12 protein-coding genes and 1 pseudogene are annotated in these 13,396 nt (G+C 54.5%); 7 read left to right on the forward strand and 6 right to left on the reverse strand.

Features of this window, described 5'->3' with window-relative positions:
- Positions 1–19: 19 nt before the first annotated feature.
- Together FJ146_10400 and FJ146_10405 are read left to right on the forward strand one after the other, a co-directional pair.
- Positions 20–1,115 (forward strand): annotated as a pseudogene (locus FJ146_10400) (hypothetical protein).
- 70 nt (positions 1,116–1,185) lie between these two features.
- Complete coding sequence (locus tag FJ146_10405) at positions 1,186–2,409, forward strand: hypothetical protein (GenBank protein MBM4252370.1); 1,224 nt, start codon at positions 1,186–1,188, stop codon at positions 2,407–2,409.
- 5 nt (positions 2,410–2,414) lie between these two features.
- On the opposite strand, the gene FJ146_10410 is transcribed toward FJ146_10405, so the two are convergent.
- Positions 2,415–4,409 (reverse strand): adenylate/guanylate cyclase domain-containing protein, encoded by a 1,995-nt coding sequence (locus FJ146_10410; GenBank protein ID MBM4252371.1) that lies wholly within the window; start codon positions 4,407–4,409, stop codon positions 2,415–2,417.
- Positions 4,370–4,726: a hypothetical protein gene (locus tag FJ146_10415; protein ID MBM4252372.1), complete on the reverse strand. Its 357-nt coding sequence runs from the start codon at positions 4,724–4,726 to the stop codon at positions 4,370–4,372. The genes FJ146_10410 and FJ146_10415 overlap by 40 nt, the downstream gene beginning before the upstream one ends.
- 178 nt (positions 4,727–4,904) lie before the next feature.
- Here FJ146_10415 and FJ146_10420 point away from each other — a divergent pair, with 178 nt between their 5' ends.
- Positions 4,905–6,458 carry a hypothetical protein gene (locus tag FJ146_10420; GenBank protein ID MBM4252373.1) on the forward strand — a complete coding sequence of 518 codons (1,554 nt, stop codon included), beginning with the start codon at positions 4,905–4,907 and terminating at the stop codon, positions 6,456–6,458.
- Positions 6,428–7,144, forward strand: a complete 717-nt coding sequence (locus tag FJ146_10425; GenBank protein ID MBM4252374.1) for a M15 family metallopeptidase — start codon at positions 6,428–6,430, stop codon at positions 7,142–7,144. Before FJ146_10420 ends, FJ146_10425 begins: the two co-directional genes overlap by 31 nt.
- A 34-nt stretch (positions 7,145–7,178) precedes the next feature.
- Here FJ146_10425 and FJ146_10430 read toward each other — a convergent pair whose 3' ends face one another.
- The 4 genes from FJ146_10430 to tmk are packed head-to-tail and all read right to left on the reverse strand — an operon-like array spanning position 7,179 to position 10,271.
- Positions 7,179–7,538 carry a hypothetical protein gene (locus tag FJ146_10430; protein ID MBM4252375.1) on the reverse strand — a complete coding sequence of 120 codons (360 nt, stop codon included), beginning with the start codon at positions 7,536–7,538 and terminating at the stop codon, positions 7,179–7,181.
- A 14-nt stretch (positions 7,539–7,552) separates the two neighbouring features.
- Positions 7,553–8,569 (reverse strand): hypothetical protein, encoded by a 1,017-nt coding sequence (locus tag FJ146_10435; protein MBM4252376.1) that lies wholly within the window; start codon positions 8,567–8,569, stop codon positions 7,553–7,555.
- Between the two features lie 12 nt (positions 8,570–8,581).
- Positions 8,582–9,625 (reverse strand): hypothetical protein, encoded by a 1,044-nt coding sequence (locus FJ146_10440; protein ID MBM4252377.1) that lies wholly within the window; start codon positions 9,623–9,625, stop codon positions 8,582–8,584.
- Positions 9,612–10,271 carry a dTMP kinase gene (tmk, locus tag FJ146_10445; protein ID MBM4252378.1) on the reverse strand — a complete coding sequence of 220 codons (660 nt, stop codon included), beginning with the start codon at positions 10,269–10,271 and terminating at the stop codon, positions 9,612–9,614. Before tmk ends, FJ146_10440 begins: the two co-directional genes overlap by 14 nt.
- 259 nt (positions 10,272–10,530) lie before the next feature.
- Here tmk and FJ146_10450 point away from each other — a divergent pair, with 259 nt between their 5' ends.
- The 3 genes from FJ146_10450 to FJ146_10460 are packed head-to-tail and all read left to right on the forward strand — an operon-like array spanning position 10,531 to position 13,203.
- Positions 10,531–12,426 (forward strand): serine/threonine protein kinase, encoded by a 1,896-nt coding sequence (locus FJ146_10450; GenBank protein MBM4252379.1) that lies wholly within the window; start codon positions 10,531–10,533, stop codon positions 12,424–12,426.
- A 13-nt stretch (positions 12,427–12,439) separates the two neighbouring features.
- Positions 12,440–12,817: a PEGA domain-containing protein gene (locus FJ146_10455; GenBank protein ID MBM4252380.1), complete on the forward strand. Its 378-nt coding sequence runs from the start codon at positions 12,440–12,442 to the stop codon at positions 12,815–12,817.
- The gene (locus FJ146_10460) at positions 12,769–13,203 is read left to right on the forward strand and encodes a PEGA domain-containing protein (protein MBM4252381.1); all 435 of its coding nucleotides are present in this window, start codon (positions 12,769–12,771) and stop codon (positions 13,201–13,203) included. Before FJ146_10455 ends, FJ146_10460 begins: the two co-directional genes overlap by 49 nt.
- Positions 13,204–13,396: the final 193 nt, after the last annotated feature.

Raw genomic sequence — 13,396 nt, forward strand, 5'->3', positions numbered from 1 at the left:
CTAGGATCACGAGAGCCGGATGAGCAAAGCCAACAAGTCACAGTTACTCACGGGTCTTCGACTCGAGCGAGCGTTAGCCTCGGGACGTTTTGCCGAAGGACGCTTTCGCAACATAGGCCATGCGTACCCGCGTCTTAAGGGGAGCCCCCTGCCATTACTGGGAGAATTTGTACGCGGCGGTAACGAACGTATCCCCAAACGAACACTCCCGGTAGAAAACCCCTTACCCCAGTGGCTCCATCGCCCAAATTCCAGCATGCGTGTCACCTGGCTGGGTCACAGCACGGTACTACTCGAGCTCGACGGCCTCCGCATCTTGACTGACCCTGTGTTTGGTGAACGCGCATCGCCGGTGCAGTTTGCGGGCCCCAAACGATTTCATCCGCCACCAGTTACGCTTGAATCCCTGCCTCCGCTCGATATGGTGATCATCTCGCACGATCACTATGATCATCTGTGTTATGCAAGTGTATATGGTCATCATCTCGCACGATCACTATGATCATCTGTGTTATGCCAGTGTAATGGCCCTAGCCAAAACCGCGGTGCCTTTTGTCACGGCTCTCGGTGTGGGGGCGCGGCTCGAAGCCTGGGGTATTCCGCAGGGGCGCATCACCGAGCTCGATTGGTGGGAGAGTCACACGGTAGCTGGTGGACGCCTCACTCTCACCGCAACCCCCGCCCAACATTTTTCCGGTCGGAGCCTTGGAGATCGCAATGTCACCAGCTGGGCCGGTTGGGCTGTGCGTACCGACCGTCACAACGTCTTCTTTAGCGGCGACACCGGACTGACCGAGCAGTACCGCGTCATTGGATCGAGGCTCGGTCCCTTTGACCTGATTATGCTCGAAATAGGCGCCTTTCACGAACTATGGGGCGACATTCACCTCGGTCCGGAGAACGCTTTAAAAGCCGTGACCATGCTCGGCGGCGGCCTACTACTACCTGTGCATTGGAGTACGTTTAGCCTGGCTATGCACGCATGGCACGAACCCGCTGAAACCTTGGTGGCTTTGGCCCCTCAGTACGACGTCAGAGTGATCACCCCTAAACTCGGCCAAGTTCTGGAACCGACGCTCGGTGATGCCTTACCTCCATGGTGGCGCCTCACTTAAGTCGTGACACCGAAAAATAATCGAGCTACTCTGCGCCCAACTATCATCTGATCGTCATAGTGGAGCATTTATGTGGCTTGGTAACAAGCGGCAGCGCCGCATCGTATTCCCATTGGGATTTTTAGTTAGTTTGCCGTTTGCCCAGGCAACTCACGCTGCAACGGTTGAGCCTGTGGGTAGTTTCGGCATCCATAAACCGGCGTTTCTAAGCGTCCTCCCCACAGACAGCGGCGATGAGCGCCTGGTCGTATCAAGTTTTGCGCCGTTTGGAATCGGCAGAATTTTTGCGCTACCACTTAATCCAAAGGAACCAGGATGGCTCGATATCCTCAGCCATGAAGTGGCGCCAACCAGCTCCAAAGTATCATGGCCAAACCATGTGAAAACGGCCGATGCCACTCTGTTCGGACCGGGTAAACTGATCGTCGGATCGGGCTTCCTCATACCAGGTTATAAGACTGGTACCGTATCTATCGTCGATCAAAAAACCGGCTTAGCTACGCGCATCGTCAAGCCTAAGTCTGAGTATTTCTACCACCAAACCGTATTCTATGACGTCAATCAAGACGGGCAGATGGACATCATCACCGCGCGCGCCAAACTAGGTTGGTTTGGCGGCCACGACGGCGAATTGATCTGGCTGGAAAAACCACAAGGCGATGACACCACCTACTGGACCGAACATCTGATCGCTTCAGGTCCAGACGTCAACTTCGTCGTGACGGAGCACCAGGGTGCACTGACGATTATAGCCACGGAATTTTTTAATAAGCGTCTGTCGCTGCATTGGCTCGTCAGAACTGGTTGGGAGCACCGAATTGTCGATGATACGATTGGTGCCGCGTTTGATTTATCTCTCAGCGATCTCAATAATGATGGTGTCCTCGACTTGCTAGCTACCAATCATCAAGGTGACGCCTCTGCCTCGGTATTTGGCTACGAGCTGCCACGCGATTGGCGCAACGGCGCATGGAAGCGGCATACGCTGCTTACGGGTATCGAGACGGTCGTTAAAGGTCAGGGCGCTGCCTCTCCGGGTTCTGCCATCACGTGGCAACACACCAACGGCAAGCCCGACATTTTTGTCGCCGGTGACGGTTCCGGCAAAGTGCATTGGCTAAGTCCAGTAAGCAACGACAGCGATGATTGGCGTTACACAGCGCACGTCGTGCTCGACGTCGGATCAACGGTCGGCCAAATGACCCTAGGGGCCAGAGACGGCGACGGCCACGCTCACCTGTTTGCTCCGGCCTATGACGCCAACCGCATTCATGTGTTTAAGCTGGTGGACTAAGATACCTACACATAAGCATTCACCGCGAGCTGCCTCTCTGCGGCAAGAACTAAGTGATCAAACACCAGCTCGCGATGTTGCTCGCTCAAGCCGTTAACCAGAGTGCCCAAGATAAAATGATCATCTGAGGTCGGCACCCCCCAGCGGACTTGTACGGTGATCACTCCTAGAAACGCCAGAGTTGGGTCGCTGATGTGGTCAGTAATATCTAGAATCAGATCCGCCCCCTTACCGAGGAATATGCGTGATCTGACACAAAATCCATTGCGCGAGAAGTTTTGCAGAATCATATCACCGTAGGTGGTCTTCACAAGCATGGTCGCCGTCTTAGGTACGTAACGATGGTCTACACGCTGGACACCTATCGATTTCCAATAACGGCCACGCGCCTGATCGAGTGCCAGGGAATCCTTTTCAAATGGATTAACCTCGTAGGCTTCGACTAATGCCGCCGCATTCTTAATCGGCACAAAGCGCTGATAGAACCGTTCATAAGTGCGCGTTTTCTCGTCTAGAGCTTCGTAAGTTGATTTGCCGATCGTCACCTTAAACGGTTCGCATGCTGACTCAAAACGCTGGGCCATGTTGACCCCGTCGCCATGAAGGGTGAAATCAAAACGCTGCTCGTCTCCCATATTGCCGATACAAATGAGGGCAGTATTGATGCCGATGCGCAGAGGGAACACATCGTTACTATCCGCAGGTAGAGCGTTTATCCGCTCTACCATGCGGCGCTGAATCTCTAGGGCGCAACGTACGGCAGTGCGTTCATGCCCGGAAGACTCCTTGCCCGCAAAGTTGTAGCCAAAGAAACACAGTGACCCATCACCGAGGCTCTTATCGATGATACCACCGTGACGGTGAACAATCTTACTGATGAAACCAAGCGTTTCCTTCAGAAAATGGAAGGTCTGCATCTGCGCACGGGTGCGGGCAGCGATACTGTAACCGACTATGTCGATAAACATCACGGTCACGTACCGCTCCTGCGGACCCTGGTCGAGCTGAAGCCCCTCGGAAACGATCCGCTGCACCTGGAACGGTGGGAATACTGACTGCAGACTGGCCGCTAGGGCGCGCGTCCGACGCTCCGTTCCAAGGAGCTCGCCCGCGGCAAATAGCATCATAATGATCAGAGATGACAGCGAGCTACCCCAAAAATAGCTGACCGAGTCGGGCGCGCTTCCGTGCATGAAAAAGTTGAGAAACTCTACTAGACCGAAGACGGTAATGGGCAGTGTGCAGAACATAAAAATTAAGGTGCGACGTAAATTCACTGTAAAACCGATGCCGACTGCAAGCACCATTACAAGGAGCAGTACCGCTAAACTAAGTCCCGTGACTGTAAGCGAATGTGGCCAAGTGAATGAGCTGAATATGGCTGCAGACAGAATCGTTGCTGAATTCAAAAGATGCAGGTACAGCAGTGGTCGGTAACGCTGGGCCCCTAAACCAAAAAAGTTGAGAACGAACATCCCAGACCCAACAACGGTGATGGCGACCGCTATAAACCATAGCCGTACATTAGCAGCAAATGGCAGGAATCCGGTAAAATTCAGCGCACCGCTTAAACAGATCTGCAGGACCATAAGCCCGAGGGACATCACCAAAAAGTAGACCATGGTTACAGAGCGCATGTTAAACATCAGGGCGGCGTTGATCACCACCAGCGTGAGAGCCAGGGCGAAAAAAGCCGCTGTCAGCGCGATGAAACCATGATTGAACTCGTCAAAATTAGCCTCTGATCTCAATTGAAAATGCAGGTTGCTAGGATGCTTGGCTGCATCCAGCGCCAAATAAACGACGGACTCTCCTGGCGGAAAAGATAAGGGCTCAGCGTGAAACAGCTGCGATTTGTGAGACCGGGCTTTGCTTAAATAACCAGCCTCTCTGTAAAGCGGATGACCAAGGGTGGGGTGAACGTGCACGATTTTAATCGAGCCAAAGAAGTAGCGTGTCATCAGCACCGCGGGCACCGCTTGAACGCGCTCATTTTGCACACCGCGGGCACCGCTTGATCGCGCTCATTTTGCACGCGAAAACGAAACCACTTATCACCGTCGTTCATGAAAACTCCGTCCACTTGGACGGGCTGAAATTGGGCGGCAAATTGCGAATTGATGACGGACTGCACCGTTGGCTTGGACCCTTCGGTTTCCCTTAGTTCCTCTAAAACCGGAAACACATTAAGTTCAAACTCTCCTGTGCGGGGTATGACCACCGCGGTGGCTGTCTGATCATCTGCAAACGCGGCTGACGCCGTCAGGACCACAGTCCCGAAGACGACCTTTAAGATAAGTTGCAGATAGCGGCGCATGCCACTTCCCCCTCGTCCTCATCATCGGCAATCGGGGATCAGATCTGAGAGGTTGATGGGGATTAGTATCTACGTAGACTTTTTATTTGCTTGAATAAGAATTAAAAAAACACGAAAACAGTAAGAGAAACAATGTGTGCAAAATTATAGGTACGACTTGCGTGCTGCGGGGGCCCCCATGCGATTATCTGCGCTTTTATCCTTCTTTTGCTACCTAGCCTCGCTGCAACCGGCTACTTCCCTGGCTGCCACAAATCCCACTGGTCCTGCCATCGTGACCACTCACTCGAGTGACCAGATCGTGATTAGCGGCCCGCAGCCCGAAGCTGCCCTAGTGCTGATTGGGGGCGCCTTCGTCAAGCCGCAGCAGTACGTCAAATTGGCCGAAACCATCGCCTCTACGTCTCATGGCAAGATCGCCGTCCTGGTGCCGCACTTTGTCGGTGACATCGCGGCACCGATGTTTACCCACGCCAAGATCGAGGCGGCCATCAGTCTTCTGACCGCCCACGGAGTCAGTGACCCGAGGAGCCACGTCTTCGCCGCGGGACACTCCCACGGAGGTATCGCCGTTCAGGAGGCTCCGGTATCGATGAACTTAGGTGGCCTCATCATGTTGGCGAGCTATTTGCCACGAACTTTGGGCAGCAGCGACAGCATTGCTACTTACCCGAAACCGATATTGACGATCGGTGCCGAGCTCGACGGGCTGACGGGAGTGAATTACATCGCGCGTGACTTCATCAGTGTCGCAAGTCAGGTAACTAAAGAAGCAACCATTGCGCGCCAAAAACCGATCGTCGTCGTGCGCGGCATGAATCATATGCAATTTGCCGATGGTGAGGAACACAGTGGTGACATTTTCCCCGTCAGTATAAGTCTCAGCGATGCACACCAGAAAATTGCTGCTCTGATTACCAATTTCATTGCTGACCAGGCTAAGTTGTCGGACGTGGACGGAGCGACGGCGCGTCAGTCGCTAGACCAAGCAGTCGCAGCAACTTCTGAACTACTCAATCCTTACGTCCGTTCTGAGTTAGAGCTTGAAAATCTATGTGCCCAAACGCAAAAACAGGCGGTGAACCTCGATCCTACGGCTTGGGACGAGATCAAAATGGAATCAAAAATTTATCGCCACGGCTGGTCAGACGCTTTGTTCATCCTCGATAAATCTAAAGTTAAAAAGATTAATCAGGGCTTCGAGCTCCATCTGCCAGTATTGATCGACGACGGCATGAATCCAGTCGATTTGTCCAAGGATCAATCCATTGCACCGCGCTCACTCTTATGCAAGATGCGCACAGGCTCGATGCTAGCTCGTGAAACTGCCAATAACATCAGCGCTCCTGACAAAAATTGTGCGGAGTTGAACCAAGCCGTTATTGCTAATGCGCTCCAATCAATCACGGACCTGGATCAACGCTCAAGGGTTGCCGCTAAGTTTGGTGACCCGGCAACGTGGCAGTTAACGGCGCTTAGTAGCGACGATACAGACGAGGTCAAATACGGACCGTTCTTGATACGCAGTCATCGTCAAGCGACGGGACAGGGATGGGTCGGTAGCAAGTTTGCGTTCACAGCGAGCGACGATGGGGGCTGGGTGCTTGATACGGCGGAACTCCACACTGCTGATGACATCAGATTCAAGCTATTTGCCGGCGCTTTTTACTGCAAAATCATACCTCCTATGCGGGTTATTGAATGGGCAACGCTCTTTTCTCTGAAAAACTAAATCTCGCGCGGTTAGTCCGCTACCTAGTTTGGTCTCTGACCGCGCTGTTCATCAGCAGTCACAATGTCTACAGCGCTCCGGCGGCGCGAGAAGCAGCGCCCAGTGATTTTGTCTCGCTGGCAGACATTGCTCCCGCCGTCAAAATCGACATGAAGTACGCCGGATCTGACAATTTCACAGGACGACCAGTCCCCGGTTACGAGGCCAATAAATGCTTGCTGACGCGACCAGCGGCACGGGCGCTGAGAGAGGCTCAAGACTGGTTATCGAAGTTCCACCTTCAGCTCCAGGTTTACGACTGTTATCGACCACAGCGCGCCGTCACCGCTTTTGTCAACTGGGCCGCTGATTCTGCCGATACCGTGACTAAAGAGACGCATTATCCCAAAGTTCCTAAGGACCATCTTTTTGGCGATGGCTATATTGCTACGAAATCCGGTCACAGTCGCGGCAGCACTGTAGATATCGGTATCGTAGATTTAGATGCCGGAACACCATTCGACTTTTTTGATCCGTCTTCGCACACGGCAGCGGCAGGCTTGACGCCGTCGCAACGTGCCGCTCGCGCTTTATTAAGCGCGGCGTTGGAGCGTGTGGGTTTTGTTAACTACGACAAGGAATGGTGGCACTTTAGCTTGAAAGCCGAACCTCACCCTAAAAACTACTATGATGTCCCGGTGCGCTAGTTCGCTAGCGAACGATAGACAGGATGAGCCAACTTCAGCCGCGATAATCAACAGTGGCCGGGACACCGTCAATTTTGAACGCGGCTGCCAGTCCGTCATCAAAATAGCACTCACTACGCGGCGCTAGCTTGGCGATGACGCGCTCGGCCGCCTTCTTCTCATCAAAGGCCGCGATCAAGAGGGTATTCTTATCCTGAGCTTGCCGCAGATGCGTCAGACACTCGCCACACCATGAGGCGAAGAAAACTAATTTTAGGGGACCACGCTCACGCGCCAGTTTAGCTAGGCCTACTTGGTTGAGCGTCGGACACAATTGCGCCGCCCCCGCCCCAGAACTCATGAGGAGGACCCAGGCCAAGACCAGACATCTGGCACGCGGTAACTGCCGCGCCATGTGCTCCCGTCCTCTCATTTGTTCCGTCGGCCTCCGCCGCCGCCGCCAGGTCGTTGCTGCCTCTGATCATGGCGTTGCCGATCGCCACCGTCGCGCGGTTTTCGCTGCGGTCGGCCGCCACCCGCGCCAGCTTCCCCGTCATCAGTAAGAGCAGCCAAGGCGGCAAAGTCTATATCCTCACCCCAAGCCTCGGCCTCGGATCCGTCTTCACTCTGATCAGCCGCACCGGCCTCAAGCATCTCAGTCTGGGCCACAGGGACAGTGATGAGGCGTCCCTCGCTTGTTTCGATCACAATAATTTGGTTTAGGACGTCACCCTTCAACACCTGGCCCACCTGACCGTCCTCAAGTGAGCGGACACGCGTCCCGCGCGGTGGCAACTTACGCCGCAGCTCACTGTACAGCTCGTTCTCGTAGGCCAGACAACAAAGGAGGCGACCACAGCCACCGGATACCTTATTGGGGTTGAGGGCCAGATTTTGGTTCTTCGCCATCTTGATCGAAACTGGGACAAACTCACGCAGAAAGCTCGAGCAGCAAAATTCACGACCGCAGATCCCGATGCCGCCCACCAACTTAGCCTCGTCGCGTGAGCCTACTTGTTTTAGTTCCACGCGGGCCTTGAGACCTGAGGCTAGTTCTTTGACTAACTCACGAAAATCAACGCGCCCTGGGGCGGCAAAGTAGATGATGACCTTATTACCGCCAAACTGCACCTCACTCTGCAGCACCGTCATTTTCAGGCCCAGAGTTTCAGCGCGACTGCGAGCAAATTTGACTGCGTCGTCGGCCGTGAGTTTACGCGTTTCATCAAGATCACGTCGCGTTGCTAAACGCGTGATGGTTTTGAGATCACGTCCGCTGTCAGCGTTGTAAGCAAACCGCACAGTAGCCACTTTGGCTAGACTCGGCCCACGATCCGTTTCCACCACCACATCATCGCCAATGCGTAGATCGGTCTCGCCCGCAGCAAATTCGTAAATCCGCCCGGCTCGTCTAAACTGAACACCTACAATATTAATACCGTCCATGATCGCTCACTCTCAAGAACGCTGCGTTAAAAGCAACGCTTCAGCTAGAAGTTGTGCATTAAGCGGTACCCGAGCTCCTCGCGCTAGGCGGCGCGCACGGCGCAGCATCTCACGACACTCGTAACGTTCCCGAAGACCGCCGATCGGATAATCACCCTTCCTAATCATATCGTGATATTGGGCATTGATCGCGAGATCCCATTCCTCAACTAAAGCGGCGGCAGACCGCCCGGCACGGCGCGTCACCGCCTCCGCCCATCCCACCAGCTCACCGGCGCTAAGATGCGTGGGGATTGCGCCAAGGTTAGCCGCACCGCCACTGGCGCCGTCCTGCAACCGCCGCCAGGCCAGACCAGGCGCTAGACCGGCATGGCGCAGTAACTCAAGGAGCGCCTCATCATCGGGCAACACCATATCTAGGCTCCGACCGCGCTCACGCAACCAACTGAGAGACTGCGCCTGTGCCGGAGGTGGTACATGCCACCTCACTAGCCGCGACAACACCGTCGCCAACATGGCGCCCACGCGCCCAGTGCTGAAAAAAAGGCGCGCCTGGGGTGGCGGCTCTTCCATAATCTTCAAAAGACGATTGGCCGCAGCCTCGGAGAGCCTATCAGCATCGACAATACAAACGATGCGATATTTATAACCAAGCCCCGGACTTAGCTCTAAATGATCTTGCAGAGCGCGCGCATCCTCGAGCAGGAACGCTCCATGCGCCGCCGCATCGAGCCACAGCACCTCGGGGTGACTTCCTTGCAACACCATCTGACAGGATTTGCAGGTCCCGCAACCCGTACCCGTAGCACAGAGGTGCATCGCCGCTAAAGCTAGTAGCAACGAGCGTTTGCCTATACCCTCCCGTCCAACCAAGAGTATTGGCGATGGGAACGCATCCCGCGCCATCAAAGCGCGCCACTTGTCCAGCTCACCGTCGTAGCCAACTAAGAGACGCCAATCTGGTATCGTCTCTGCACCATTTTCGGACGCGGCTACTGCCTCCAGGTCATCGTCCTGCGCGCGACGTCTTGCGCTCGCTTGTTTAGGTCTGGCCAACGCGCACCTCCAAGTGGTGCAACGCTGCCGTCACCATGGCCTCGGTCGAAGCAGATGCATCAATCAGGACGTGGGACCCAGGGTTGGCCTTGAGAATGGCAAGATAAGCCGCACGCCGCCGCTCATGATCGACTGCAGCAACAGCGTCGTAACGCCCCACCGCGTCTACATGGCCGCTACCCGAACGCCCCTGGAGGCGCTGCAACGAAACATCCACTGGGCAATCGAGTACAAAGGTCACATGGGGACGCAGCCCTCGCGTTGAGATAGCAATGAGCTCCTCGGTCACAGCCGGAGAAAGCCCGCCCATCTCTCCCTGATACACGCGCGTGGAGTCAGCATAGCGGTCACAAAGCACCCATTGACCAGCAGCGAGTGCAGGTCTGATCACTTGATCACAATGCTGCGAGCGTCCTGCTGAGACCATCAAAGCCTCTGTGACGATGCTGAGGCGCTCACCTTGGGGCGGATGCGCGAACAAAGCACGAAGTGCGTCCGCAACCGGCGTGCCCCCAGGCTCCCGACTCGTCACCAAATCGTGGCCCTGAGCCCGCAAGCGTACGGCAAGAGTCTTAACGAAAGATGATTTGCCAACACCTTCGCCCCCTTCTACCGCGATAAACAAGCCGCCTGCTACTTCTGCCATTAAAGCTTAACCACCTAAATTTTTTATACAAAACACAGAAATCTAACAGCCGATCCCAGCTCGGTCAAGTTAACTCCCTAAGATACATCACATGTCCAGTATTGTCAGGCATTTAGATCCGAAGCGACAGGCCACGACCAGGTCTACCCGGCGCGAGACGTCCTCAGATTTGGGTCAGATTTGCCGATAGGCCCGACGAGGGTCTGTAACCCTGAGTCGGAATCTAGAGAATCCTAACGAGACTCTTAATCGGAATGGCATGAGCGGCACATCTCGCTACATCCTAGCTAACAAAATCGCCCGCGGCGGTATGGCCGAGATTTATCTCGGCAAACAAGTCGGCGAAGATGGGTTCCAGCGTCTAGTCGCGATCAAAAGAATCCTCCAACACTACGCCAGCGACCAAGAGTTCACACAGATGTTTCGCGATGAGGCGCACATCTGCAAGCGTCTGCAGCACGCAAACATAGTCCGCGTCGAGGGCTTCGAAGAAATCGAAGGAGCCTCGGCCATCATCATGGAGTTCGTCGATGGCGCCGACGTGCGTACGCTCCTCCATAACATCGAACAAGGTGGTCGTCGCCTTGCCGTGCCAATGGCCTGCTACATCATAGCTGAATCAGCCCGCGGACTGCATTACGCACACACGAAAATTGACGAAATCACGCAACAAGCCCTTGGCATCGTGCATCGGGATATTTCACCACAAAACATCCTAGTCAGTTTTGAGGGCGAAGTTAAGGTGACCGACTTTGGGATCGCCGACGCCGAAAGTAAACTAACCGACACCAGACCCGGCGTGGTCAAAGGCAAATACTCCTACATGAGCCCCGAGCAGATCAGCGCTAAACCGGTTGATCAGCGCACCGATATCTTTGCTCTCAGCATAGTATTCTGGGAAATGCTGGCGATGAAACGCCTATTTCAGGGCGAAAATGAGGTGGATACCATCCAGCGTGTCAAGAGCTGCCGCATCGAAGCCGATCTGCGCCAACTCAATCCCGAGGTCGATGAGGAGCTGGATCTCATCATTAAGAAGGGCCTGGCTAAGGACCCCAAGAAACGTTACCGCTCGGCGGCCGATCTGGAAAAAGAGATTCGCCGCTACATGAGTCGTAAATACCCTGAGTTTACGCCAGAGGATTTAGGCGAGTTTTTAAAGAAGTGCATGGAAAATCGTCGGTCTGAATCTGCGGCTGAAATAAAGCGGACATTGACCGAAACCAATCAACGCCCAGGCAAGAAGCCTAGTTCAGCACCGGTATCTCTGGCTCCGTTACCTGCAGTTGGCGAAGGAGCCCTACAACTTGACTCGAGTTCATTACCAAGCGCCGAGCTAGATGCTAATCTGATTCCCAAATTGCGCATCAGGAGCAGCGCACCGCGGCCATTATCTCATCCGGCGAGTATGATCCCAAGCCCGATGCCGGTGCCGGCAAGCGGCGGCCGCAAACTGCCAGCAAAAGACTTCAAAAGTGGCCAACGACCGCTTAGCCGCATCCAGGGAATCCCGCCGACATCGCGCTATTATAAACAAACTTCCATGATGGCGCCGGCCCTGGCGATCGTCGCAGCCATTGCTTTGCTGTTTATCGGTGCGCGCATGTATACGACACTGACGGCCCAGAATCGACATGGCACCGTGCAACTGCGCACGCAGCCGCGGTTTGTCCGGATTACTGTCGGTGATAAACCAGTAGAAGGTAGTCGCTACATCGATACGACATCGAACAAGTTTTATGATTTGCACGTGCCTCCTGGTACACACACCTTACTAATCTCACGCGCAGGATTTATACCCGTACGCCACAAGTTCACGATCAAAGGCGGCGAAAAGCAAATCAAGGACGACGTGGTCCTGAAAAACGAGGGCCCCATTGCCGCTGTGAAAGTCACCATTAAGGGCATGTCATCCAAAGGCGCTAGTCTTGTGGTAAATGATGGCTATTTTAGGGCCAATGTCCGCAGCACTCAACGTGATGCCATCGAAATTAAAGATTTACGGCTGGGTCCAACCTACGAAATCAAAGTGATCGATGCCAGCGATCGCGATGACGAGTTTAAATGTAATTTCCGTCCAAAATCCACCACCTGGGTCAGCCCAGACGAGCTCATGATCGACATGCGCGATCGTAAGTGCTCGATGAAACGATAAAGGAGGGCACGACTTGAATCGCACAAATCGGCGCCTGATCCTTATATCGCTTACTATTTGTGTGTGGACTGCGGCCCTTGCTATCGGCAGCCAAAAACAACAGCTCATGGCGCGCGGTCCTGCAACTCTGACCATCGAAACTGAGCCTAAGGCCGTACGCATCCTCATTGATGGGGAAAAACTCGAGCAAGGCGCCTACATCAACACTCCCACGGAAATCAATGTACGCACCGGACGCCATCGCCTGACGATCCAACGGGATGGTTACCTACCTCAGGATCGGACAGTGGATTTGGTGGCAGGCGAAACGGAGAATTTAGACGATATCGTCCTAGTGCCTACATCAACACTCCCACGGAAATCAATGTACGCACCGGACGCCATCGCCTGACGATCCAACGGGATGGTTACCTACCTCAGGATCGCACAGTGGATTTGGTGGCAGGCGAAACGGAGAATTTAGACGATATCGTCCTAGTGCGCCGCCAAGGGCTTGAACTCGCCACCGCGGAGATCATCTCCACCGAGGCTAACGTCACGTGCGAAGTGGACGATGGCATTGGACGCGGTCAAACGCCTCTCACGGTCAACGAGCTAGTCGTTGGCCAAACTCACGTGCTCACCTGCTATCCCAAATGGCCTGCACGAGAGGGCGGCGCTAGGTGTAAGTTTACAGCCCAAGTTGGCGGCGACGACGCTCCGCCTTTGAAGCTCAAGTTATGGAATAAACAAGGCAAAATAAAAATCAGTGGTTGTGACAAGAAGGCCGCGCCGTAGGGCACTCGCCGTTGTTATCAATCAGTTGACAGGAGTTCTGCACCCTAAGTAGGCTCGGGATCCCTTGTGGCGCCGACTTACGGAGAGCGAGCTTGAGCATCCACTACCGACGGCAGGGCAGCGCTATCGTTGTTCTGGGCAATACCTACGCCTATCGCGACCAACTGAAGGCGCTTGGCGCGCGCTTTAGCGG

The sequence above is a fragment of the Deltaproteobacteria bacterium genome, from assembly GCA_016874735.1.
GTDB lineage: Bacteria > Bdellovibrionota_B > Oligoflexia > Oligoflexales > CAIYRB01 > CAIYRB01.

Excerpts from the sequence above, each read along its gene's own strand:
- tmk (MBM4252378.1), bottom strand. The coding sequence starts at position 10,271 with ATGGCAGAAGTAGCAGGCGGCTTGTTTATCGCGGTAGAAGGGGGCGAA.
- FJ146_10450 (MBM4252379.1), top strand. The coding sequence starts at position 10,531 with ATGAGCGGCACATCTCGCTACATCCTAGCTAACAAAATCGCCCGCGGC.
- FJ146_10435 (MBM4252376.1), bottom strand. The coding sequence starts at position 8,569 with ATGGACGGTATTAATATTGTAGGTGTTCAGTTTAGACGAGCCGGGCGG.
- FJ146_10405 (MBM4252370.1), top strand. The coding sequence starts at position 1,186 with ATGTGGCTTGGTAACAAGCGGCAGCGCCGCATCGTATTCCCATTGGGA.
- FJ146_10430 (MBM4252375.1), bottom strand. The coding sequence starts at position 7,538 with ATGGCGCGGCAGTTACCGCGTGCCAGATGTCTGGTCTTGGCCTGGGTC.
- FJ146_10415 (MBM4252372.1), bottom strand. The coding sequence starts at position 4,726 with ATGCGCCGCTATCTGCAACTTATCTTAAAGGTCGTCTTCGGGACTGTG.
- FJ146_10425 (MBM4252374.1), top strand. The coding sequence starts at position 6,428 with ATGGGCAACGCTCTTTTCTCTGAAAAACTAAATCTCGCGCGGTTAGTC.
- FJ146_10420 (MBM4252373.1), top strand. The coding sequence starts at position 4,905 with ATGCGATTATCTGCGCTTTTATCCTTCTTTTGCTACCTAGCCTCGCTG.